This is a genomic window from Sphingobium bisphenolivorans (assembly GCF_000412635.1).
Lineage (GTDB): Bacteria > Pseudomonadota > Alphaproteobacteria > Sphingomonadales > Sphingomonadaceae > Sphingobium > Sphingobium bisphenolivorans.
The window spans coordinates 157,383-179,222 of record NZ_ASTG01000003.1; the positions used below are offsets into that span (position 1 = coordinate 157,383).

Annotated in this window: 18 protein-coding genes and 1 riboswitch; of the genes, 4 read left to right on the forward strand and 14 right to left on the reverse strand. The window is 65.8% G+C overall.

Going from position 1 to position 21,840, the window contains the following annotated elements; translation table 11 throughout:
* Positions 1-36: 36 nt before the first annotated feature.
* The 9 genes from cobO to L858_RS0103085 all read right to left on the reverse strand — a co-directional run bounded on the left by cobO (position 37) and on the right by L858_RS0103085 (position 8,573).
* Positions 37-642, reverse strand: coding sequence for a cob(I)yrinic acid a,c-diamide adenosyltransferase (gene cobO, locus L858_RS0103045; RefSeq protein ID WP_022681673.1), 606 nt, complete (start codon positions 640-642; stop codon positions 37-39).
* On the reverse strand, positions 639-4,379 hold the full coding sequence (cobN, locus tag L858_RS0103050) for a cobaltochelatase subunit CobN (RefSeq protein ID WP_022681674.1): 3,741 nt from the start codon (positions 4,377-4,379) through the stop codon (positions 639-641). The genes cobO and cobN overlap by 4 nt, the downstream gene beginning before the upstream one ends.
* A complete protein-coding gene (gene cobW, locus L858_RS0103055) occupies positions 4,379-5,419 on the reverse strand; it encodes a cobalamin biosynthesis protein CobW (protein WP_022681675.1) in 1,041 nt (346 codons plus the stop codon). The genes cobN and cobW overlap by 1 nt, the downstream gene beginning before the upstream one ends.
* Positions 5,416-6,465 carry a HoxN/HupN/NixA family nickel/cobalt transporter gene (locus L858_RS0103060; protein WP_022681676.1) on the reverse strand — a complete coding sequence of 350 codons (1,050 nt, stop codon included), beginning with the start codon at positions 6,463-6,465 and terminating at the stop codon, positions 5,416-5,418. The genes cobW and L858_RS0103060 overlap by 4 nt, the downstream gene beginning before the upstream one ends.
* 160 nt (positions 6,466-6,625) lie before the next feature.
* Positions 6,626-6,869: riboswitch (cobalamin riboswitch) on the reverse strand.
* A gap of 59 nt (positions 6,870-6,928) precedes the next feature.
* Positions 6,929-7,171, reverse strand: a complete 243-nt coding sequence (locus tag L858_RS0103065) for a hypothetical protein (protein WP_028055745.1) — start codon at positions 7,169-7,171, stop codon at positions 6,929-6,931.
* Between the two features lie 271 nt (positions 7,172-7,442).
* Positions 7,443-7,682 (reverse strand): hypothetical protein, encoded by a 240-nt coding sequence (locus L858_RS0103070; RefSeq protein WP_022681678.1) that lies wholly within the window; start codon positions 7,680-7,682, stop codon positions 7,443-7,445.
* A 117-nt stretch (positions 7,683-7,799) separates the two neighbouring features.
* Positions 7,800-7,964 carry a hypothetical protein gene (locus L858_RS21885; protein ID WP_022681679.1) on the reverse strand — a complete coding sequence of 55 codons (165 nt, stop codon included), beginning with the start codon at positions 7,962-7,964 and terminating at the stop codon, positions 7,800-7,802.
* Positions 7,965-8,080: 116 nt separating this feature from the next.
* A complete protein-coding gene (locus L858_RS0103080; RefSeq protein ID WP_022681680.1) occupies positions 8,081-8,290 on the reverse strand; it encodes a hypervirulence associated TUDOR domain-containing protein in 210 nt (69 codons plus the stop codon).
* A gap of 19 nt (positions 8,291-8,309) precedes the next feature.
* Positions 8,310-8,573: a DUF2171 domain-containing protein gene (locus tag L858_RS0103085; protein WP_022681681.1), complete on the reverse strand. Its 264-nt coding sequence runs from the start codon at positions 8,571-8,573 to the stop codon at positions 8,310-8,312.
* A gap of 215 nt (positions 8,574-8,788) precedes the next feature.
* On the opposite strand from L858_RS0103085, the gene L858_RS0103090 reads away from it, so the two are divergent.
* The 4 genes from L858_RS0103090 to L858_RS19505 all read left to right on the forward strand — a co-directional run bounded on the left by L858_RS0103090 (position 8,789) and on the right by L858_RS19505 (position 16,771).
* The gene (locus L858_RS0103090) at positions 8,789-10,780 is read left to right on the forward strand and encodes a protein-L-isoaspartate(D-aspartate) O-methyltransferase (protein WP_028055746.1); all 1,992 of its coding nucleotides are present in this window, start codon (positions 8,789-8,791) and stop codon (positions 10,778-10,780) included.
* A 114-nt stretch (positions 10,781-10,894) separates the two neighbouring features.
* Positions 10,895-13,999 (forward strand): response regulator, encoded by a 3,105-nt coding sequence (locus L858_RS0103095; protein ID WP_028055747.1) that lies wholly within the window; start codon positions 10,895-10,897, stop codon positions 13,997-13,999.
* A complete protein-coding gene (locus L858_RS0103100; RefSeq protein ID WP_022681684.1) occupies positions 13,999-14,886 on the forward strand; it encodes a CheR family methyltransferase in 888 nt (295 codons plus the stop codon). The genes L858_RS0103095 and L858_RS0103100 overlap by 1 nt, the downstream gene beginning before the upstream one ends.
* Positions 14,876-16,771: a response regulator gene (locus L858_RS19505; protein WP_022681685.1), complete on the forward strand. Its 1,896-nt coding sequence runs from the start codon at positions 14,876-14,878 to the stop codon at positions 16,769-16,771. Before L858_RS0103100 ends, L858_RS19505 begins: the two co-directional genes overlap by 11 nt.
* Here L858_RS19505 and L858_RS0103110 read toward each other — a convergent pair.
* The 5 genes from L858_RS0103110 to L858_RS20910 all read right to left on the reverse strand — a co-directional run bounded on the left by L858_RS0103110 (position 16,725) and on the right by L858_RS20910 (position 21,769).
* Positions 16,725-17,105, reverse strand: a complete 381-nt coding sequence (locus L858_RS0103110) for a TadE/TadG family type IV pilus assembly protein (protein WP_022681686.1) — start codon at positions 17,103-17,105, stop codon at positions 16,725-16,727. The two genes, L858_RS19505 and L858_RS0103110, sit on opposite strands and share 47 nt — an antisense overlap.
* Positions 17,102-17,569 carry a TadE/TadG family type IV pilus assembly protein gene (locus L858_RS0103115; protein WP_022681687.1) on the reverse strand — a complete coding sequence of 156 codons (468 nt, stop codon included), beginning with the start codon at positions 17,567-17,569 and terminating at the stop codon, positions 17,102-17,104. The genes L858_RS0103110 and L858_RS0103115 overlap by 4 nt, the downstream gene beginning before the upstream one ends.
* On the reverse strand, positions 17,566-18,810 hold the full coding sequence (locus L858_RS0103120) for a pilus assembly protein TadG-related protein (RefSeq protein WP_028055750.1): 1,245 nt from the start codon (positions 18,808-18,810) through the stop codon (positions 17,566-17,568). Before L858_RS0103120 ends, L858_RS0103115 begins: the two co-directional genes overlap by 4 nt.
* A gap of 156 nt (positions 18,811-18,966) precedes the next feature.
* The gene (locus tag L858_RS0103125) at positions 18,967-20,559 is read right to left on the reverse strand and encodes a ShlB/FhaC/HecB family hemolysin secretion/activation protein (RefSeq protein WP_022681689.1); all 1,593 of its coding nucleotides are present in this window, start codon (positions 20,557-20,559) and stop codon (positions 18,967-18,969) included.
* A 70-nt stretch (positions 20,560-20,629) separates the two neighbouring features.
* Positions 20,630-21,769, reverse strand: a complete 1,140-nt coding sequence (locus L858_RS20910; RefSeq protein ID WP_152639759.1) for a hypothetical protein — start codon at positions 21,767-21,769, stop codon at positions 20,630-20,632.
* Positions 21,770-21,840 lie beyond the last annotated feature (71 nt).

Below are 21,840 nucleotides of genomic sequence, written 5' to 3' on the forward strand. Positions count from 1 at the left end.
CGACCGCGTCGAAGGCGAGGGGGGTGCCGTTGGCTTTCAGAATTCGATCCCTGGCTGGGCCTTCACGCCGCTGCGGAAGGGATGTTTGATGAGCGTCATTTCGGTGACGAGATCGGCCGCCTCGACCAGCGCTTCGGGCGCATTGCGGCCGGTGATGAGGACATGCTTCATCTCCGACCGTCCGTTCACCGCCTCCAGCACTTCCTCGACCGGGAGATAATCATAGCGAAGGACGATGTTGAGTTCATCGGCGAGGACCATGTCATAGGCGGGGTCGGCGATCATGCGTTTGACCTCATCCCACGCTTCGCGGGCCAGGGCAATGTCCCGCGTCTTGTCCTGCGTGTTCCAGGTGAAGCCTTCGCCCATGGGCTTGAACTCGACATTGTCGGGAAACGCATCGAACACGGCTTTTTCTCCCGTGGTCATCGCGCCCTTGACGAACTGGACGACCCCGACCTTCTTGCCGTGGCCGATGGAGCGCACGACCATGCCGAGCGCGGCCGTAGTCTTGCCCTTGCCCTTGCCGGTGTGGACGATCAGCAGGCCCTTTTCCTGGGTCTTGGTCGCCATGATCTTGTCATGGGCGGCCTGCTTCTTCTTCATCTTTTCGGCATGTTGTTCGGGCGTGCGGTCGATCATGGCTGGGCGTCCTTCAGGGTGGAGAGAAGATAGGCGGCGCTGTTGGAGCGCGGCTTCCAGAGGTTCCGGTCGAGCGCTTCGTGCAGGCGCGCGGCGGTTTCGCGCAGGGCGGCGGGGTTCGCCTCCGCCATGAAGGCGCGGACGGCCTCATCCTCGATAAACGCGGCGTGGACGGCGTCGAAATGATGGTCCTGCACCGCGTGGGTGGTGGCGGCGAAGGCGAAGAGATAATCGACCGAGGCGGCGATCTCGAACGCGCCCTTATAGCCGTGGCGCATCATGCCGGCGATCCATTTGGGGTTGGTGACGCGGGCGCGCACGATGCGGCCGATCTCATCCTCCAGCGTGCGGATGACCGGGCGCTCGGGGCGGCTATGGTCGTTATGGTAGCTGAGCGGCTTCCTGCCGGAGAGATGCTCGACGGCAGCGGCGATGCCGCCCTCGAACTGGTAATAATCGTCGCTGTCGAGCAGGTCGTGCTCGCGATTATCCTGATTCTGGATGAGGGCGTCGGCCTCCGTCAGGCGCTGGGCGAAGAGGGCGCGGTCGGCCTCCCCCTCCACCCCGCCGCCATAGCTGTAGCCGCCCCAGTCGAGATAGATGTTCGCAAGGTCCGATCGGTCGTGCCAGAGCTTCTCGTCGATCATGGCTTGCAGGCCTGCGCCATAGGCGCCCGGTTTGGAGCCGAAGACGCGGGCGGCGGCGCGGCGGGTGGCGGACTTTTCGTGGACGCCCTGCGCGATGAGGGCGGCGGTTTCGGCGCGGTGACGGGCAGCGGCGGGATTGTCCTCCTCCGGTTCATCGAGCGCCATGACGGCGCGGGCGGCGCTGTCGATGAGGTCGATCTGTTCGGGGAAGGCGTCGCGGAAGAAGCCCGAGACGCGGAAGGTGACATCGACGCGCGGGCGGTTCAGTTCAGCGAGCTTCATCACCTCGAAGCCGATGACCCGGCCCGATGCCCAGTCCCAGCGGGGGCGGACGCCCATCAGCGCGAGCGCCTGCGCGATGTCGTCGCCACCGGTGCGCATATTGGCGGTGCCCCAGGCGGACAGGGCGATCGCGCGGGGATAGTCGCCCTGCCGTTGGAAATAATCCTGCACGATGAGGTCGGCGGAACGTTGGCCGAGATTCCAGGCGGCGACGGTCGGCACCGAGCGGGTGTCGACCGAATAGAAGTTCCGGCCAGTGGGAAGGACGTCGGGGCGGCCTCGTGTCGGCGCGCCGGAGGGGCCGGGAAGGACGAAGCGGCCGTCGAGCGCGGCCAGCAGGGCGGACCTTTCCGCCGGGCCGCAGGCGGCGACGCGGGGGGCGAGGTCGGTGACGATGGCGTGGAGGACGGCAGTGGTTTGGGGGCCTACGACGACATCGTCATCCCCGTTTTCGCGGGAATGACGGTCGAGGAGGGCGATGGCGTAGAGTTCCAGCCGTTCCACCGTGTCGCCGATGGTGCGCCATGGGCCGGGGACGAGATTGGCCAGTTCCTCCGGACGTGGTCCGGTCCACGGCGTGCCCATATGGCAATCAAGCGGGTCGAAGCCGAGCGCCAGATCATCCGCCAGCGCGCGCAGCAGCGACTGTTGGCCGGCTTCGTCCAGTCCGCGCGGGCAGCGGGCGAGAGCGATCAGCAGGTCGCGGCGGAGCGGACCTTCAGGCGACTGGGTGAAGATGTGGAGGCCATCGCGGATTTGAAGTTCCTTGAGTTCACACAGATAGTTATCGATCGCTGCTAAGGCATCGTCTCCGCTCCCCTGCGCCCCCGCATCCTTGTCCAGGCCCTGCGCGGCAGCGAGCGCGAATATGTCCTTGCGCAGCGTGTCGAGCCGCCGCGGGTCCATGCCGGCGGCGAGATAATATTCGTCGACCAGCGCCTCCAGTTCCTTCAGCGGGCCGTAGGTTTCCGCGCGGGTCAGGGGCGGCGTCAGATGGTCGATGATGCAGGCGCCGATGCGGCGCTTGGCCTGCGTGCCCTCGCCCGGATCGTTGACAATGAAGGGATAGATTTGCGGGATCGGCCCGGCGCAGATTTCCGGGAAGCAGCCTTCGGACAGGGCGATGGCCTTGCCGGGCAGCCATTCGAGATTGCCGTGCTTGCCGACATGGACGACGGCGTGGGCGCCGAATTCCTGGGCGAGCCAGAAGTGGAAGGCGAGATAGGCGTGCGGCGGCGGGAGCGCGGGGTCATGATAGCTGCTCTTCGGGTCGATATCATAGCCGCGCGATGGCTGGACGGCGACGGCGATGTTGCCGAAACGGTGGACGGGGAGGCGGAAGGCGCCTTCGCGGACGAAAGGGTCCGCTTCGGGATCGCCCCAACGAGCGGTGATTATTTCGCGCGCGGATGGAGGAAGGGCGCTGAAGCCTGTCTGATAGGCCGTCAGCGTGAGAGAAGGGCCCGGATCGCAGGAAGTTTGGTTGGCGTCGCCGCCAGTAATCTGGCGCATGAGGGTTGCGCCTTCGGTGGGAGCGTCGGCGGTGGCGTAGCCCGCTTCCGCCAGCGCGTTCAGGATCGCGGCGGCGCTGGCGGGGGTGTCGAGCCCCACGCCATTGCCGATGCGGCCGTCCCTGCTGGGGTAATTGGCAAGGACGAGGACAACGCGCCGATCTGCAACGGGTGTTCGGGCAAGTCTCGCCCAATTTACAGCCAGTTGTGCAACGAAGTTCACGCGGTCCTGGAGCACGCGCGGGACGATGATCCTGCATTCGGTCCGCTGGTCGAAACGGGCCGCGGCCTTGAAGGCGACGGCGCGGGTGAAGAGGCGGCCGTCCACTTCGGGCAGGGCGATGTGCATGGCGAGATCGCGAGGACCAAGGCCGCGCGCGCTGCTCTCCCACGCGCTTTGCTCGGCGCTGGCGAAGACGGTCTGGAGGATCGGGCAGTCCGCTTCCTCAAGGATGGAGGGCGTGCGGGGTTCTCCCGGGGCGCTGGCGGCGAAGGCGGTCGCGTTCAGGATCACGTCCGGCGGGGATTGCGCCATGAGGCTGCGGAGGAAGTCCTGGGCGAAGGGCTCGCGCAGGGCGCGGACATGAACGGGCAGGATGTTGAGGCCGGCGGCTTCGAGGCCCGCGATCATGGCGTCTACGGCTTCGAGCGTGCCGGCGACCAGCAGCGCGCGGTAGAAGACTAAGAGCGCGGTGGGCCGGCCGCGGAGCCAGCGGGCTTTCACCTGCTCGAGCGCGGGGCGGTCGGTGCCGGGAAGGTAGAGGCCCGCGTCGGCGACCGGGACCGGCGCGTCGGGTTCGCCCGCATCAAGGCCGGCGAGACGGGCGGCGGTCTTGAGGAAGGCGACCGCGTTCGCAATGCCGCCCTGCCGCAGATAGTCGCGAAGCCGCGCACAGCTTTCCAGCGCAAGTGTGGAGGCGGCGTGGAGGTCGGGATCGTCTTCGCGCCCGTCGGCTATGGCGGCGAAGGCGATCTTCTTCTCGCGGGCGATATTGGCAATTTCATCAATGCCATAGGGCCAATAGCTCTTGCCGCCTAGGAGGATGACGCAGACGAATTTCGCGTGGGCGATGACCTGCTCGACATAGAGGTCAACGGAATAGGGGTGTTTGAGCTGGAGCAGATTGGCGAGCCGGATGCGGGGCCCGCCGTCGCCGAGCGCCGCGGCGGCGCTGGCGAAGCAGGCGAGTTCGCTGTCCGCCACGGTCAGCAGGACGATGTCGCCCGGCGACTGGCCGAGGTCGATGGCTTCCTCTCCGCTGGAGAGGGTGCCGGGCGTGGCGGTCAGCAGGTGCATCAGGCGGCGACCGTCTGCGCGCCCAGGGCGGCTTCGATCGCGGCGCGGTCGAGGCCATGCTGGCCGATGACGACAAGGCGCGAGGTGCGTTGCTCGTTGGCTTGCCAAGGGCGGTCATAATGGTGCTGGATGCGCGGGCCGACTGCCTGGATGACGAGGCGGGCGGGGCGGCCGGCGACGGCGACGAAGCCCTTGACGCGCAATATGTCGTGCGCGGCGGTCGCCTGGGTCAGCGCGGCGAGCAGCGGCTCCGGATTGCCGAGGACGCCGAGATCGACGATGAAGCTTTCGAAATCGTCATGGTCGTGGTCGTCCTCATCGTCATGATGGGACGGGCGGGCGTCGATCTGGTTTTCGACACCGGCGTCGAGGCCAAGCAGGATGGCCGGGTCGATCTGCCCCCTGGCGGTGCGGATGATGCGGACGCCGGGGCGGATTTCGCCGGCCAGATCCTGCTCCAGCGTAGCGAGCGTGTCGGCGTCCACCAGATCGGTCTTGTTGAGCAGGACGAGGTCGGCGCAGGCCAGCTGATCCTCGAACAGTTCCTCGATCGGGCTGTCATGGTCGAGCGTCGGGTCGGCAGCGCGGGCCGCGGCGAGCGCTTCCTCGTCATGGGCGAAGCGGCCCGCCGCCAGCGCGTCGGCGTCGATCAGCGCGATGACCCCGTCGACCGTGGCCCGGGTGCGGATGTCCGGCCACTGGAAGGCTTTCACCAGCGGCTTGGGCAGGGCGAGGCCGGACGTTTCGATGATGATATGGTCGGGCGGCGTGGGGCGGTCGAGCAGGCGCTGCATGGTGGGCAGGAAGTCGTCCGCGACGGTGCAGCAGATGCAGCCGTTCGCCAGCTCGATAATGTCCTCCTCCGGACAGGCATCGTCACCGCAGCCCTTCACCAGCGCGCCGTCGACGCCGACATCGCCGAATTCGTTGATGATGAGCGCAAGGCGGCGGCCGCCCGCATTTTCGATAAGGTGGCGGATGAGGGTGGTCTTGCCGGCGCCGAGAAAGCCGGTGATGACGGTCGCGGGTATCTTGTTCATTGGACAAATCCTTGTTCGGGCAGGGCGACTTCGATCCGGTCGAAGTCTTTCCAGCGGTAGATGGCCCAGCTCACCAGCCAGCAGGCGGCGAACAGGCCGACGATGAAGAAGCCGAGGCTGTTGAAATGATCGCCCAGATCAGCGGCCACCGCCCAGATGCCGCCCGAAAGGCCGAGCTTTTCGCCCAGCAAGGCGGCGGCCTCGATCCCGCCGATGAGCAGGGCCACCATGGCGGAGACGAGCGTGATGGTGATATTGTAGTAGAGCTTGCGGATGGGCTTCACGAAGGCCCATTGATAGGCGCCCATCATCAGCGCGCCATCGGCGGTGTCGAGCAGCGCCATGCCCGCGGCAAACAGCAGCGGGAAGATGAGGATGGTGGCGATGGAAAGCCCGTTCGCCGCCTGCCCGGCCGAGAGGCCGAGGATCGCCACCTCTGTCGCGGTGTCGAAGCCGAGGCCGAACAGGAAGCCGAGCGGCGCCATGTGCCAGCTGCGCGTGACGAGGCGGAACAGCGGCCGGAAGAGGCGCGCCAAAAGCCCGCGCGAGCCAAGGAGAATGTCCATATCTTCATCGACATAGCGGCCGCCGTTGCGGACATGGTTGAAGGTCTTGAGTACCGATCGCAGGATGAACAGGTTCATCGCCGCGATGGCAAAGAGGAAGGTGGCGGAAACGACCGTGGCGACCGTTCCGCCGACCTCGCCCCACATCTCGACCCGGCTGAGCGCGCTCGCGGCAAAGGCGATGGCGACGGCCGCGATGAGGACAATGGCGCTGTGGCCGATGGCGAACCAGAGGCCGACCGTCAGCGGGCGCTGGCCGTCCTGCATCAGCTTGCGGGTCACATTGTCGATGGCGGCGATATGGTCGGCGTCGACCGCATGGCGCAGCCCAAGGCTCCAGGCGAGCAGCGCGGTGCCGAGCATGACCGTGTCGCCGGCAAAGAGCGCGAAAGCCCAGAGCCAGAGCGCGACATTGACGGCAATGAGCATGGCGAACATGGCTGTCGCGCGGCGGCGCAGCGCATGAGAAAACAGGGTCATTCTTATAGTCCCCGTCGGCGTCAGCGAAACCGGACGGGAGCGCCTGCACACCGGGCGGACACCTTCAAAAAGCGCCCGGCATGCGAAGGTGGCATCGCCCCGTCGCCTGTGGCGTCGCTCAGACGGAGATCCGTGCCGCGGCCATCCCCTGGGCCAAGGCAAGAGCGACCAGACGCAGGCAGGTTTCCTGGCTCGCGGGTCATCGCTCGACACATGGCCTTCCCAGGCCTCGCAGGATTTAGCGTCCGGCCCAGTGGCTGATTGTCCCGGCGGTCGCGGGCAATCGATATGCGTCTCGCTCACCGCTTACAGTTGCAGGGACAGCTGCGGATTGGGACGCCTGAGCGTCCGCACCGCATTCCCTATTAAGCCCCTGGCGGGGCACCGGCGCGATCAGCGAAAGCGGGCCGAAACCCGGCTTTCGCGGCTGTGCATAAAGGCAGTGACGGCGATTGGGAAGGCTCTAATGAAGCTCGGCCTGAAGCCGCTGGGCCAGTTGCTCGATTTCGAAAGGTTCGAGCAGCCAGGTCCGCGTCTTGCGCCCTTCGCGATGCACCGGCTTGGTCAGGAGCACCCTGGCCTGTTCCTTGGCGTGGGGCTTGAAAATCGCGAAATGCTGGGCACAGTCGCGGATCGTGCCGATGATCGGGGCCTTGCCGTCAAGGTCGATCATCGTGGCGGGCTGATCCCAGGGGATCGCAAGCATGAAGTTTTCCTGTGTCATAAAAGGTCCCAGCGCAAAGAGGCCGTTACGGGCCTTAGCTGGCGGCAATAGCGGCCTTGTCCGACTTCCGACAGAAAAACATGCCCCGGAATGATGTGAAGCTCGAATATCATGGAAACGAAGTTCGTCTCATCATGGTCATCCCGAGTTCGACCCGGCATCCCGCTTTTCTTCAGCCTGCGCGAGAGGAAGCGAGACCCCGGTTCGAGCGCGGGGTGACGGAATTTATGAGGAAGACTAAGGATGGAGGTGACTAGCGATTGGGGCGGCGCCAATCTTCTTCGGCGAGATATTGGCTGAGGAAGGTGGACCCCTGCCGCGCCGCCGTCTCGGCGATATGGCGGCGGATGTCATATCGGCTGGACCCCAGCACGGCGCGGAAGGCGTCCATCGCCTTGGCCGTCGGCTCCCGCTTCAGATCGACATAGGGCTGAAAAATATCCTCCAGCGCCTGTTCCCAAGCCTTCTCGATCTGGGTCAACCGATTTTCCATGGCGCGCCTCGCAAAGCGACATAGGTTAGTTTGCGATATGGTGATGGCAGCCGGAGGGAACAAGGCTTTCAGGAGAAGACACGGACGCCGATTCGCGCCCGCGCCGGTCCGGTTTTGCTAATGCCGCTGGAGCCTCAGCGCCTTGGCCTGATAGCGGACTGCCAGTTCGGCATGAAGGGCGATCGTGGCCTTGTTTTCACCGCGCAATTTAGCCTCGGTCGCTTTCCTGATTTCGGCCTTTGCTCGGGCTGCGAAATAGGTCGCGTCGGTCGATTTCGACACGCTTCTCTCTCCTGTGTTTTCTGTGGCCCGGAGCTAGCGCGGATCGTCAGGCCGGACCATCACACAGATTAAAAAGGCGGCAGGCTGTGTAGAAGCAGGGTGGCCGGGGAGAGGGATCAGCCCTGCTTTTTCAGCGCGCCGGGCTTGTGGGCGGCGCGCTTGCCCTCGTCGGTCTGGACGATGAATTCGGGATTGTCGGGGGAGGCGGCGACCTTGTGACCCTTGATCTGCGTCGGGCTGGTCGCTTTCCTGACAACCTTGCCATGCGCTTGCCCGCCATGGCTGTTCCAGCTGACCCGGTCACCCTTCTTCAGTTTCTTGGTCATGATCCGCCTCCCCGCATGCTCATTTGTTGTCCGACAGCGGCTCGCCGCCTTCTTCTTCCTGAAGCAGCACGGCAGCATCGCCATTCGCTGACAGGCGCACCCGCTCGCCCTCTACCGCAGCGACGAGGCCACCGGAAATATAATGGTGATGATCGCCATGCGAGCCGCTGTCGGCCTTGGTCATCTTGATGCGGTCGCCATCGACATGATCGACGGTGCCGATATGCACGCCGTCGGCACCGATGATTTCCATATGTTCCTTGATCTGGCTGAGGTCGGCCATCGCATGTCTCCTGCTCGTGTGAGAGTAAATGAACGCACGCGCGCAGAAGTGGTATGCGTCGGCACGCACCACTGGACGCAAGCACGGCACGGCCGCGCGTGGACCGCTGGCGCGGAGGCGAAGGAGCGGAACGCCGGGCACTCAGCGGATTTGATAGAGGATCGATCGGAAGCGCCCCTCCGATGCGCTGGCTCGATCGGCGGGAGTGCCCGATCATGACTGATTTTGCCCAGTTGCGTGAGCGAATGGTTGAGACGCAGATCGCCCGGCGCGGCGTACGCGACCGGCGCGTGCTGGCCGCGATGCGGTCCGTGCCGCGCGAGCTTTTCGTGCGGGAGGGGCTGAAGGAATTCGCTTATGAGGATTCCGCACTGCCGATCGAGGAGGAGCAGACGATCTCCCAACCCTATATCGTCGCGGCGATGATCGAGGCGGCGGAGATCGAGCCGGGCGACCATGTGCTGGAGGTGGGGGCGGGGTCAGGCTATGCCGCCGCCGTGCTGGCGAAGATCGCCGGCTGGGTGGTGGCGGTCGAGCGGCACGCGCCGCTGGCAGCGCTGGCAAGCGAGCGCATGATCCGGCTGGGCTACGACAATGTCGATATTCGCGTGGGCGACGGGACCGAAGGCGCGCCGGACGAGGCGCCTTTCGACGCGATACTGGTGGCCGCAGCCGGTCCTGCCGTGCCGCCCGCCCTGAAGCAGCAGCTGGCGATTGGCGGGCACCTCATCATCCCGATCGGCGAACCGGGCAACCAGAAGCTGTGCAAGATCAGCCGGCGCGACGAGGACCGCTATGAGGAGGACAGCCTGGGCGCGGTAATGTTCGTGCCGCTGATCGGCGCGCAGGGCTGGCGCGAGGATGGCAGCCGCGCCGCCAGCAGCCATGTGCCGGGTGCGGCGCGCGATCTGACGCTGCCGGAGATGATCGGCGAGGCGGCGGAAGTGCTGCCGGGATTTGACGATCCGAGCTTCGGGCGGCTGTTCGACCGGTTTGCCGATCGACGCGTCGTCATGCTGGGCGAGGCGAGCCACGGGACGAGCGAATTCTATCAGGCCCGGGCGGCGGTAACCCGGCACCTGGTGGCGCATCATGGCTTCACCATCGTGGCGGTGGAGGCGGACTGGCCGGACGCGGCGACGGTCGACCGCTATGTGCGGCACCGGCCCGCGCGAGAGGGAGCGGAGCCGCCCTTCCAGCGCTTCCCGACATGGATGTGGCGCAACAGCGACGTTCATGACCTGATCGAATGGATGCGCGAGCATAATGCGTCGCGGGAGATGGAGGCGCGGGCGGGTTTCTACGGGCTCGACATCTATAATATGTCGGGGTCGATCGGGGCGGTGCTCGACTATCTCGACCGGGTCGATCGGCAGGCGGCGGCGGTGGCGCGGGAACGCTATGGCTGCCTGACACCGTGGCAGAAAGATCCCGCCATCTATGGCCGGGCGGCGCTGTCGCGCGGCTATGCGGAGTGCGAGGCGGCGGTGATCGAGCAATGCCGTGACCTGCTGGGCAAGCGGCTCGACTATGCGCGGGACGATGGCGAGGATTTCATCGACGCAGCGCAGAATGCGCGGCTGATCGCCTCGGCCGAGCGCTATTATCGGATCATGTATTATGGCGGCGCGGAAAGCTGGAACCTGCGCGACACGCATATGTTCGAGACGCTGGAGCATCTGCTCGAAGCCAAGGGACCGGGCGCCAAGGCGATCGTCTGGGCACATAACAGCCATATCGGCGACGCGCGGCATACGGACATGGGCATGACGCGCGAGGAGCTGAACATCGGCCAGCTGACGCGCGAGCGGTTCGCGCGGGACGTGGCGCTGATCGGTTTCGGCACGCACACGGGCACGGTAGCGGCGGCCACGGATTGGGACGGCGATATGGAGGTGAAGCGTGTGAACCCGTCCCGCCGGGACAGCTATGAGCGGCAATTCCATGACAGCGGCAAGGGCCGCTTCCAGCTCGACCTGTCGCCGGGGCGACATGAGGCGCTGCGGCGGCGGCTGGCAGAACCGATGCTGGAGCGCTTCATCGGCGTGATCTATCGGCCCGATACGGAGCTTTGGAGCCATTATAGCCAGGCGATCCTGCCCGAGCAGTTCGACGCCTTCGTCTGGTTCGACGAGACGCGGGCGGTGACGCCGCTGGGGCCGGAGCGGCATCGCGGCATGCCGGAAACTTATCCGTTCGGCGAATGAAGCGGCCTGTACCAAACAGGGAGCATCGGTAACCGCGCCCCTTGCAGTCAGCCAAGGAGGCTGCAATAACGCGCCCGTCGCGGGGGGCGTCGAGTTGAAGAGTAATTATAGGATATGCCGTCCTTGTCGGGGCATGCGCCCGCCCGATACGCCACATTATTGAACGCTGCGCTCATTTTGTTGATGCTGGTTCCGTTCGCGGCGGACCTGTCCTTGCCGCTCGGCATGGCGGTGTGGGTGCTTTACCTGTTCCCGATCGTGCTGTCCTATCTGGCGTCGCGGCCGATCATCCCGCCGGTGCTGGCGGCTTGTTCGACGCTGCTGATGATCGCCGGCTTCCTGCTGGCCGGCAGCGGGATCGACCCCACGGTGGCGCAAATCAACCGGACGCTGGGCGCGATCACCGCCTGGATGTTGGGGGGGATCGGCTATCTCTTCATCCGCAACCGGCTGGCGATCCGACGAGAGGAGTGGCTGCAGATGAGCCAGCTGGGCCTCAGCCGCGCGATGGCGGGGGAGCGCACGATGGACGCGCTGGGGCAGGGGATCATCAGCTATCTGGCGGAGCGGACCGGCGCGCAAGCCGCGGTGCTGTTCGTGGAGGATGGCAAGGCGTTCCGGCGGCAGGCGAGCCATGGCGTGCCGGCGAGCGCGGAGATCATCGCCTCCACCAGCGCGGCGGACGGGCTGCTGGGGGTCGCGATCAGCGAGAACCGCATCATCGAGATCGGGCCGGTGCCCGACAGCTATCTGCACTATGGCTCCAGCCTGGGTTCGGCGGCGCCGCGCATGATGCTGGTCGCGCCCGCGTCCGCTGATGATCATGCGGTAGCGCTGATCGAACTGGGCTTTGCCGCGCCGCCGGACGAGCGCGCCACGGAATTGCTGACGCGCGCGAGCGAGGGCATCGGCAAGGCGATCCGCGCGGCGCGCTATCGCGAGCGCTTGCAGGAGCTACTGGAGGAAACGCAGGCGCAGGCCGAGGAACTGCAGGCGCAGAGCGATGAACTGCGCAGCGCCAACGAGGAGCTGGAGGAGCAGAGCCAGGAGCTGCTGCAATCGCAGGCGGAGCTGGAACGGCAGCAGGCCGAACTGGAGCAGACCAACGCACAGCTGGAGGAGCAGACCCAGCAGCTGGAGATGCAGCGCGACGATCTCGCCCGCGCGCAGACCAGCCTGCAGGCGCAGGCGAGCGACCTTGAACAGGCGAGCCGCTACAAGTCCGAATTCCTCGCCAATATGAGCCATGAGCTGCGCACGCCGCTCAATTCGCTGCTCATCATGGCGCGGCTGCTGGCCGACAATCGGCAGGGCAATCTGTCGGCGGAGCAGGTGCGCCATGCCGAGACGATCGAGACGTCGGGCAACGACCTGCTGCACCTGATCAACGATATCCTCGATATTTCCAAGATCGAGGCGGGGCATGTCGACCTGCAGACGCGGCGGACCCGGATCGCGCCGATGGTCGACAAGCTGCGGACGCTGCTGGAGCCGGGCGCCGCGCAGAAGGGGCTGATGCTGCGCACCCATATCGCGCAGGACGCCCCCGCCGACATCGAGACGGACCCGCACCGGCTGGAGCAGATCCTCAAGAATTTCCTGTCGAACGCGATCAAGTTCACCGGGCAGGGCGAGGTGATGCTGAGCATCGCGGCGGCGAGCGACGATGCCATCGCCTTCACCGTGCGCGATACCGGCATCGGCATCCCGGCGGAACAGCAGCAGTCGATCTTCGAACCGTTTCGGCAGGCGGACGGGTCGGTCAGCCGCAAATATGGCGGCACCGGGCTTGGCCTTTCGATCTCGCGCGAACTGGCGAAGCTGCTGGGCGGCGACATCGCGCTGGTGAGCGCGAGCGGGGAGGGCAGCGCCTTCACGCTGACACTGCCGCGCAATTTCCGCGCCGATCTGCCCGTGGCTCCACTGCCGGCCTATCGGCCCGCCGCGCGAGAAACGGTGCCGGTGATCGCCACCCGCACCGACCTGGGGCCGGTGAGGGCAAGGTCGGTCGAGGACGACCGCGAGGCGTTGACGGGGGACAGCCGCGTCATCCTGTTCGTGGAGGATGATCCGGCCTTCGCCCGCATCCTGCGCGATCTGGCGCGGGAGATGGGGTTCCAGTGTCTGCTCGCCGAGACGGCCGACGAGGGCGTGGTCCTGGCGCGGCAATATATTCCGCAGGCGATCATCCTCGACATGGGGTTGCCCGATCATAGCGGTCTGTCCGTGCTCGACCGGCTGAAGCGCGACGTCAACACGCGGCATATCCCGGTCCATGTCGTATCGGTCGCGGACCACACCCATGCAGCGCTCTCCTATGGCGCGGTCGGCTATATGTTCAAGCCGGTGAAGCGCGAGGAACTGGCCCATGTGCTGGAGGGGCTGGAGCAGCGCTTCGCCCAGCGCATGCGGCGCGTGCTGCTGGTCGAGGATGACGCGACCCAGCGCGAGAGCCTGCGGCTGCTGCTCGCCACCCGCGATGTCGAGGCGGTGGAGGCGAAGAGCGCGGCGAACTGCATGGAGTTGCTGGGGCGCGAGACGTTCGACTGCATGGTGCTCGACCTCAACCTGCCCGATGCGTCCGGGTTCGAACTGCTGGAGAAGCTGAGCGAGGATGAGGCGCTCAGCTTCCCGCCGGTGATCGTCTATACCGGCCGCGACCTGTCGGCGGACGAGGAATTGCGCCTGCGCAAATATAGCAAGTCGATCATCATCAAGGGCGCCAAGTCACCCGAACGGCTGCTGGACGAGGTGACGCTGTTCCTGCACCAGGTCGTGTCCGAACTGCCGGAGCGGCAGCAGGCGATGCTGGCGACCGCGCTCAACCGCGACGCGCTGCTTGAGGGGCGGCATATCCTCGTCGCCGAGGATGATGTGCGCAACATCTATGCGCTGACCAGCCTGTTCGAGCCGCATGGCGCGACCGTCCACATTGCGCGCAACGGGGCCGAGGCGCTGAAGCGGCTGAGGCAGGATGACGGCGCGCCGATCGATCTGGTGCTGATGGACGTGATGATGCCGGAGATGGACGGCCTCACCGCCACGCGGGAGATCCGGGCGAACCCGGCCTGGCGCGACCTGCCGATCATTACCCTGACGGCCAAGGCCACGCCGCAGGATCAGGCGCATTGCATCGCTGCCGGCGCGAACGACTATCTCGCCAAGCCGCTGGATATCGACAAGCTGCTGAGCCTGGTTCGTGTCTGGATGCCGCGCTGATGGCGGTGCCGCTGGATATCGAGATCGGTCCGGAGGACGCGCTGCCAGCGCTGGAACTGGACGGGCTGCTGGAGACGCTCTGGCGCCATTATCAGTTCGACTTTCGCGGCTATTCCCGCGGATCGATCCTGCGCCGGATGCAGCGTGCACAACAGCATTTCGGGTGCGAGAGCCTGTCGATGCTCCAGCACCGGATGCTGCATGAACCGGCGATCCTGCCGGAACTGATGAGCTTCCTCACCATCCATGTCAGCGAGATGTTCCGTGACCCGGCCTATTATCGCGCCCTGCGCGAAACGGTGCTGCCGCATCTGGCGACCTTCCCCTCGCTCAAGGTGTGGGTGGCGGGGTGCAGCACGGGGGAGGAGCTCTATTCGCTCTCCATCCTGTTCCGGGAGGAGGGGCTAGCCAACCGCACGCTCTTCTACGCGACGGACATCAGCCCGGCGGCGCTGCGCAAGGCGGAGGCGGGGATCTACGATCTGGAGCGGATACCGGGCTTTACCGCCAACCATCGGGCGTCGGGTGCGCGATGTTCGCTGAGCGAATATTATGTCGCGGCCTATGGCGCGGCGCGGTTCGACCCGAGCCTGCGCGAGCGCACCCTGTTCGCCGAACATAGCCTGGTCAGCGATCAGGTGTTCGGCGAGATTCACCTGATATCCTGCCGCAACGTGCTGATCTATTTCGACCGGCCGTTGCAGGATCGTGCGATCGGCCTGTTCCGCGACTCTCTGGTGCGCGGCGGCTTTCTGGGGCTGGGATCGAAGGAGACGCTGCGCTTTTCCGCCCATGCCGCGCAGTTTGGCGAATTTGCCCCGCAGGAGCGCATCTATCGAATGAATGTGATGAACAAGATCGGGCAGGAGGCTGCCCATGTCATCTGACGTGACGGTCAAATTCCTGCTGGTCGATGACGTGCCGCAGAATCTGGTGGCGCTGGAAGCGCTGCTGGCGCGCGACGGGCTGATGCTGTTCAAGGCGCGTTCCGGGGCGGAAGCGCTCGAACTGATGCTCGAACATGATTTCGCGCTGGCCCTGCTGGACGTGCAGATGCCTGACATGGACGGCTTCGAACTGGCGGAGATCATGCGCTCGACCGAGCGCACGCGCTCAATCCCGATCATCTTCCTGACGGCCGTTGCGACGGACGAGCAGCGGCGCTTTCGCGGATATGAAACGGGCGCGGTCGACTATCTGTTCAAGCCGATCGACACCCGCATGCTGACCAGCAAGGCGGAGGTGTTCTTCGAACTCAGCCGCCAGCGGCAGATTTTGGCGGAACAGCGCGACGAACTGCGCGAGACGGCGGCGGTGCTTTCTTCCACGCTGGACCGGCTGAACGCCCATCGCGACAATAGCCCGCTTGCCATCGTGGAGTTCGAGCCGGACCTGACGATCATCGGCTGGACCAAGGGCGCGGAACGGCTGTTCGGCTGGCCGGCAGACGAAGTGCTGGGGCGGCGGGCGAGCGAGTTGGGATGGATGGGGCAGCCGGTCGCCGAGGCGGTGGCGCGGCATGTCGCCGCCCTGACGCTTGGCGGCGAACATCGCGATATGCAGGTGCATCAGGTGCTGCGCCGCGAAGGAGCAGCGCTGGAGTGCGAATTTTATTATTCGCTGCTGCTGGATCGTAACAGGCGGCCGGCGTCCGTCACGGTGCAGATCCTCGACATCACCGAACGCAGCCGCGCGGAGGAGACGCAGCATCTGCTGATCGGCGAGCTCAACCATCGGGTGAAGAATACGCTGGCATCAGTGCAGGCGATCGCTTCGCAGACGCTGAAGGGCGCGCCGGACCCGTCGGAGTTCGTGGATACCTTTACCGGGCGGCTGCAGGCGCTGGCCCGCGCCCACTCGCTGCTGAGCAACCAGACCTGGCAGAGCGCCAGCCTGTCGCAGCTGGTGCAGGATCAGTTGGACCTCGGCACGCTGGACGAAGGGCGCTGCACGATTTCGGGACCGCCGATCGAGCTGCCGCCCAATCTGGCGCTGCATCTCGCGCTGATCCTGCATGAACTGGGGACCAACGCCGCCAAATATGGCGCGCTCTCAAATGATGCGGGGCATGTCTATATCGACTGGACCCCGAGCGAGGGGCGGTTGCAGCTGAACTGGCGCGAGAGCGGAGGGCCGGTCGTGACGCCACCCACGCGCAAGGGCTTCGGCACCGTGCTGGTGGAGCGCAGCCTGTCGGCGGAGGGCGGGGTGGTCGCGGCGAGCTATCCGCCCGAAGGGGTGATCTGGCATATGGACCTGCCGCTGACGGAAGCGTCGCGCGCCGTTGCGCCGCGCGTCGAGGCAAGAGACGCGGCCGTGACCAATTTCGTGGGGCAGGCTCTCAGCAGCCACGCGACGCTGGCGGGCCTGGATTTCCTGGTGGTCGAGGATGAGCCGCTGATCGCGTTCGAGGTGTCGGACCTGCTGGAGGATGCAGGCGCACGCGTCGTCGGCACGGCCGGCACCCTGTCGGAGGCGAGGGAGGCGATCGAGACACTGGATTTCGACGTGGCGATCCTGGACGGCAATTTGCAGGGGCAGCCGGTCGATCCGATCGCCGAGGCGCTGGACCGGCGCGGCATCCCCTTCCTGTTCGTGTCGGGCTATGGGCCGGAGCATCTGCCGGCGGATTATTGCGGGCGGCCGCTGCTCAACAAGCCGTTCAACCGGGCGAGCCTGTTGGAACGGGTTTCAGGTTTGCTGGCGGCGCAGGAGGCTGCCGTGCTTAATAGGTCCGCCGGGTGTAGCTCACTGAAACGGGCGGCGTCCTAAACAGCAGGAAGTCGAGCGGCCGCGAATAGGTCATGGTGATTTCCGTATAGGGGATGCCATATTGCGTGCCGTGCGATATCGTCGGATCGTTGACATAGGCGGGGTCGAGGCCAAACTCGCGCGAACTGACGCGGGCGATGATCGCGCTGTCGGTCGGCGTCGGATAGATGGCGGCATAGCGCGCACCCTCGTCCACTGCGTGCTGAAGGCCGGTGCGGGCGCAGGCGACGATGCCAAGCTGGATCGCGCCCATCAGCAGAATGATGAAGGGCGGCAGGGCGAGGCCGAATTCGATCGCGGCCGCGCCGCGCTGGTTGCGCAGAAGGCGCCTCATTGCAGGCGCACCGAAGCGGCGCCGGTCAGCGCGACGCCCTGACCCGAGGACCAGCGGCTGCCCGGCAGCAGGCCGGCGAACATCGGCATGTAGGTGCCGTTGACGGTGATCCCGACATAGCGGCTGATCTGCTGTCCGGCGGCGCACGGGGTGGTCGCCGCCTGCGCGGTGCCATCGCACAACAGCGTGTCCGTGACGGTGACATTGCTGGAGGAGACACCCGCCGCGCTGGCCGCGTCGGCCGCGAGATTTTGATAGGCCGTGCTGTTGTAACCGCCGCTGGTGGCCATCTGGCCCGCGCGTTCGGCGGCGCGTTGCAGCGTGATCTTCGCCTTGAAAGCCATGGCGATGTCCGCCGCGACGAAGGTCAGCATCGCCAGCACCGGCAGGATGAGCGCGAGTTCAAGGACGCTCGTGCCCTTTTGGTCGATCACCAGCTTGCGAAGGAAGAAGAGCAGTCTCATCCCACCAGCCTCACGCGGGTGCCGGTGAAGCCGCCCGCTCCCGAGCCGGGAGGGCAGTTGTTCGTGATGCTGCTGTTGCCGATGAAGGTGATGCGCCGGCTGGCGATCTGGATACAGTCGGTTGTCATGCCCGATGTGCCGCTGAACTGCAGTTCCTGGGACAGGGTGTAGAAGGCGCCCTGGAAAGAGGAGCTGGCGTTGCCGTTCACCTTGTTGATGCCCGAATCCAGCGCGCGGCGGTCCTGATAGAAGAGTATGCCGGCATAGGTGCCGCTGGTGGTGGCGGACAGGTTGACGGTCGCGCCGCCATTCATGTCCAGCGTGGCGATCTGGCTGGGAGTGGTGGCCGCGTTGCTGCTGGTGAGAATGATCGTGACGCCCGTGCCGCTCAGCACCGCCTGCGCGCCGACGCTGAAGCTGCTGCCGTCGACATAATAGATGCCGGGCGCCATGGTGAGCGTGCCCTTGATGTCGAAGCCCTTGTAGCAGCCGGGGCTGACGGTGGCGCTGTTGTTCGAGTTGACGGAGAATTTACCGCCGCAGCCCGTGGGGCTAGGCGTCGGCAGCGCGGCATAGGGGTCGGACTGGGGGAGGCTATAGGGTTGCAGCGTCGTGCCCGACGCATAGTTGCTGCTGGTCTGAAGGCCGCCGACCGCCGCGACCGGCGTCGCCAGGATGCTGCTGCTGCCGCCCGCCGTGACCGCGTTCGCGGCGCGGGAATTGGTGATCATGCCGCAGCCCAGATCGACTGTGGCGTTGCCCTGCATGACGATGCCGGCAGTCGTCGTGCTCTCGCTCGCCCAGGCGCAATAGGTGCCGCCCTGGACCACAGCCGCCGTCGCCTCAGCCGTCAGGACCGGCGCGGTGATGCCCAGCAATTTGGAGAAGGGCAGCGCCTGCGTCGCCTGAAGGACGACGCGCACGGCCTTGTTATTGCCGGCGTAAGAGCCGGTGGTCGGCGCATTTTCAATCACCGGCGTCTGGGAGAGGGTGATGAGCGACAGGCGGCCGATGTCGGCGGTGGCGCTGTCCGATGCGCTGTAGTTCTGCGCGACGGCGTAGGCGCCGGCGAGCGCGGCGGAATCCGCCTCCCGCTGAAGCTGGCGCTTCCACAAGGTCCATTGGACGGTATCGGTGGCAAGACCCGCCGCGCCCATCAGGACCGGCAAGGATGCCCCCGCAAGCATCAGCATGTTGCCGGACTTGTCCCGCAACAGCCGCCAAATCATCCCGCGCCCCATTACAGAAGCCTCCTCCGCTCGGGAGTTCTTCTAAGTTCTCGGGGTTAACGAAAGGATAATTTGCAAGATGATTGCTGAAGGCGGAGGTTATATATCGAATGTTATATCAGTAATCTACCATTTTAGAATAGATAATGTTTGTCCATACGATAAACGCTAGCGCCGCATCTTGATCTGCCATCCAATATTAAGCCGCCACCCGCCAATTTCATCATATGGCTCCTTTATCACTCTTGCCCCTTCGACTGTTAGGGATGCTTGAGAATTATAGGACAGCCTTACGCCTCCGCCTGCCGAAGCGAGGCTATATTCGGCTCCGGCGAAGTTTCTGCGTTCTTTTACATGAACGCTGGCGCCGTCGATAAAGCCATAAATCTCGCTGCCCTTGAACTTGGGCGGCAGCGTCGGCCGGTAGGCAAGTTCCAGCGATCCCGCCGCGCCCTTGTCGCCGCTCAGCAAGGCCGTGTCAAAGGCGCGGCCATATTCCGGACCGCCGATGGGAAGGCGCTCGCTGCCCGAAAGGCGGTCCGCGCTATATTGGCCGGTGACGCGCAGCCGCCCGACAAATTGCTTGCCGAGCATTCGATCATAGCCGGCGCGAGCAGTGAGCTTGGTGAAGACGGTGTCGGTAAAGCCCGGCGTACCGCGCGCGTTCAATATGTCGAGGCCCCGCGCCACGGTCATGCCGGCGCTCAGCACGCTCTTGTCACCGATCATCGAATAGCCGATCGCCGCGCGCGCCGTGCGGATGTGATCGGAGGAAAGCACGGCACCCAGGAAGGCCGCATCGCTGTTCAGCCCGTCCAGACCAGCGCTGATGGTCAGGTTCCGTTTGTAGCCCCGGATGACGGGATAGCTGACCGATGCGCCCAGTGTCTTGGCTTCCCCCTTCACCGGAAAATTCTTGAGCCGCGTCTTCAGCCAGGAAGCGGAGAGGCCGAGCGTCAGCCCATCCGACCCGAGCGGCGTTTGATGGCTGAGGCCTGCATATTGATAGCGTTTGAAGTCGATCGCGCTCAGCAGGACGAGATCGGTGCGGTCGCCGTCGCGCAGCAGGCTGTTCGCCTGCGCGCTCGCCCGCAGCTGCCCGCTGCCAAGGCCGCTCTGGGTGCGATTGTCGATCCCGAAGCTGAAGTCGAACGGCTTGCGCTGCGGCGTGATGGAGAGCCTGACGCCGCCCGGCTTCGTGCCGCGCAGCAGGGCGACGTCGACCTTCGCGCCCGGAATGTCGCGCATCAGCGAGAGATAGCGTTCCAGCGCGCGGCGGGTGAGCGGCCTTTCCGCGCGCATATGTTCGGCATAGGCACGGATCAGCGGGCTGGCGCCATTGGGATAGACGATGTCCTCGACAAAGCCTTCAGCCAGCAGGACCTTCACTTGACCGCCGGACAGATCCTGTTGCGGGATCGCGACCGTGTAGAGCGCGATATCGCTCTGCGCATAGGCTTGGGCGATGGACTTGGCGAGCGCGTCGAGCGTCTGGCGGGAAGCGGGCCTGCCGAGATACTGGCGGGCTGCCTGCGCAACGGGCTCGGGTGCTTCCACCCCGACAAAGTCGATACCGCGAATGGCGACCGCGTTGTTTTCCGCGTCGACGGCGATGGCGGCGTCGGGCGAGGTGCGGGGCGGCGTATTCGCATCGGGCAAGGCGGGGGACTGATCGCGCTGCTCAATCAGGGGCGGGGCCAGCGTGGCGGAAGGGGGTTGCGCCGCCGTCAGGAACGGCAGCGTGGCAAGGGCAAGCAGCATAGGAGCGGGGTTCCCGTCAAGAAGTGGGCCGGGACGCGGACCATTGCCCTTGCGCCCCGGCCCAGTTGGATCAGCGGGTGAGATTAAGCCCGCTGGTCAGGGTATTCAGCGTGCCGCTGACGGTGCCGGTCACGGGGGCCAGCAGGCCGCCGGGGCTGGCGGTGGCGTCCGCGCTCGCCGTCGTGCCGCCGCTGGCGGAGGCGTCAGCACTGACACCGATGGGGGCAAGGGCGCCGCCGGTCACATTCTGGACCGTGGACCCGACCGCATCGACCACTCCACTGACGGGTGCGAGGAGCCCGCCGGTTGTACCGGTTCCTGGCGTGGGGACGCCGGCCGGGAGGATATTGGCATTGACCAGCGCCGGATCGCCGCTCCCCAGCAGCTGATTGCCGCCGAGCGCCACGTTGAGCAGATTGTCCGCAAGCCCGCCGGTCGGGGAGGTCACGTTTGTCACCTGGACATCGGCTATGCCGTTGACGGTCGCGAGCGCTGTATTGCCCGCGTTGAGAACGCCCAGTGTCGCGATGGTTCCTGTCGGCTGGGTATCGCCCAGCACACCAGCGCCAATGGCTCCGGTCGTCCCGTCGAGGCCGGTCGTCACCGTCCGCCCGCCCAGGTCGATCGACACGAGGTCGCCGACCACGCCTTGGGCGCCCTGCAACAGCAGGGTGCGTCCCGCTCCGGCGTCGACCAGCACGGTACCGGTATCGGTCAGCACGCGGGTGATGGTGCCGGTGACCGGCTGTGTCACGGGCAGGGCTGTAGCGATCGGGGTCGTGACATTGCCTTGGGCATCGGCGACGCCGAGGACGGCATTGCCTGCGGTCGTCAGAACCGGAGAAAGCTGCTGAAGTGCCGAGGCGGTCGTCGTGCCGCCTCCTGTGCCGGTGCCCGTCCCGCCGCCGGCACCAGTTCCGCCAGTGCCAGTGCCAGTGCCCGTGCCGCCCGTGCCCGACCCGGCACCGCTGCCGCCGCCGCTGCCTCCGGCCGTTCCGCCGCTGCTTGTACCGCCACCGGTGCCGCCCGTATCGCTGCCGGTGCCGGCGCTGCCTGACCCGCTGCTGCCACTCCCGGCGCCGGGGGTGCCAACGCTGGCGACGCGAAAGCCGCCGCTGCTTTCACAGGCGCTAAGCAGCAGAACAAGCGTGGAGCAGGCTGATAGCGCGAGCAACCTGCCCTGAGATGATTTCTGATTGAACGACATCACTGGCTTTCTCCTGTCATGTCCATGCCCGGAAGCGACAGGAGGGCTGCCCAGCGAGGGCCCGTCCGGGAATG

Excerpts from the sequence above, each read along its gene's own strand:
- cobW (WP_022681675.1), bottom strand. The coding sequence starts at position 5,419 with ATGAACAAGATACCCGCGACCGTCATCACCGGCTTTCTCGGCGCCGGC.
- L858_RS0103070 (WP_022681678.1), bottom strand. The coding sequence starts at position 7,682 with ATGGAAAATCGGTTGACCCAGATCGAGAAGGCTTGGGAACAGGCGCTG.
- L858_RS0103110 (WP_022681686.1), bottom strand. The coding sequence starts at position 17,105 with ATGAGGCGCCTTCTGCGCAACCAGCGCGGCGCGGCCGCGATCGAATTC.
- L858_RS0103115 (WP_022681687.1), bottom strand. The coding sequence starts at position 17,569 with ATGAGACTGCTCTTCTTCCTTCGCAAGCTGGTGATCGACCAAAAGGGC.
- L858_RS0103060 (WP_022681676.1), bottom strand. The coding sequence starts at position 6,465 with ATGACCCTGTTTTCTCATGCGCTGCGCCGCCGCGCGACAGCCATGTTC.
- L858_RS19505 (WP_022681685.1), top strand. The coding sequence starts at position 14,876 with ATGTCATCTGACGTGACGGTCAAATTCCTGCTGGTCGATGACGTGCCG.
- cobO (WP_022681673.1), bottom strand. The coding sequence starts at position 642 with ATGATCGACCGCACGCCCGAACAACATGCCGAAAAGATGAAGAAGAAG.
- L858_RS0103085 (WP_022681681.1), bottom strand. The coding sequence starts at position 8,573 with ATGGCCGACCTCAGCCAGATCAAGGAACATATGGAAATCATCGGTGCC.
- L858_RS0103080 (WP_022681680.1), bottom strand. The coding sequence starts at position 8,290 with ATGACCAAGAAACTGAAGAAGGGTGACCGGGTCAGCTGGAACAGCCAT.
- L858_RS0103095 (WP_028055747.1), top strand. The coding sequence starts at position 10,895 with ATGCCGTCCTTGTCGGGGCATGCGCCCGCCCGATACGCCACATTATTG.
- L858_RS0103065 (WP_028055745.1), bottom strand. The coding sequence starts at position 7,171 with ATGCTTGCGATCCCCTGGGATCAGCCCGCCACGATGATCGACCTTGAC.
- cobN (WP_022681674.1), bottom strand. The coding sequence starts at position 4,379 with ATGCACCTGCTGACCGCCACGCCCGGCACCCTCTCCAGCGGAGAGGAA.
- L858_RS0103100 (WP_022681684.1), top strand. The coding sequence starts at position 13,999 with ATGGCGGTGCCGCTGGATATCGAGATCGGTCCGGAGGACGCGCTGCCA.
- L858_RS0103125 (WP_022681689.1), bottom strand. The coding sequence starts at position 20,559 with ATGCTGCTTGCCCTTGCCACGCTGCCGTTCCTGACGGCGGCGCAACCC.
- L858_RS0103090 (WP_028055746.1), top strand. The coding sequence starts at position 8,789 with ATGACTGATTTTGCCCAGTTGCGTGAGCGAATGGTTGAGACGCAGATC.
- L858_RS0103120 (WP_028055750.1), bottom strand. The coding sequence starts at position 18,810 with ATGGGGCGCGGGATGATTTGGCGGCTGTTGCGGGACAAGTCCGGCAAC.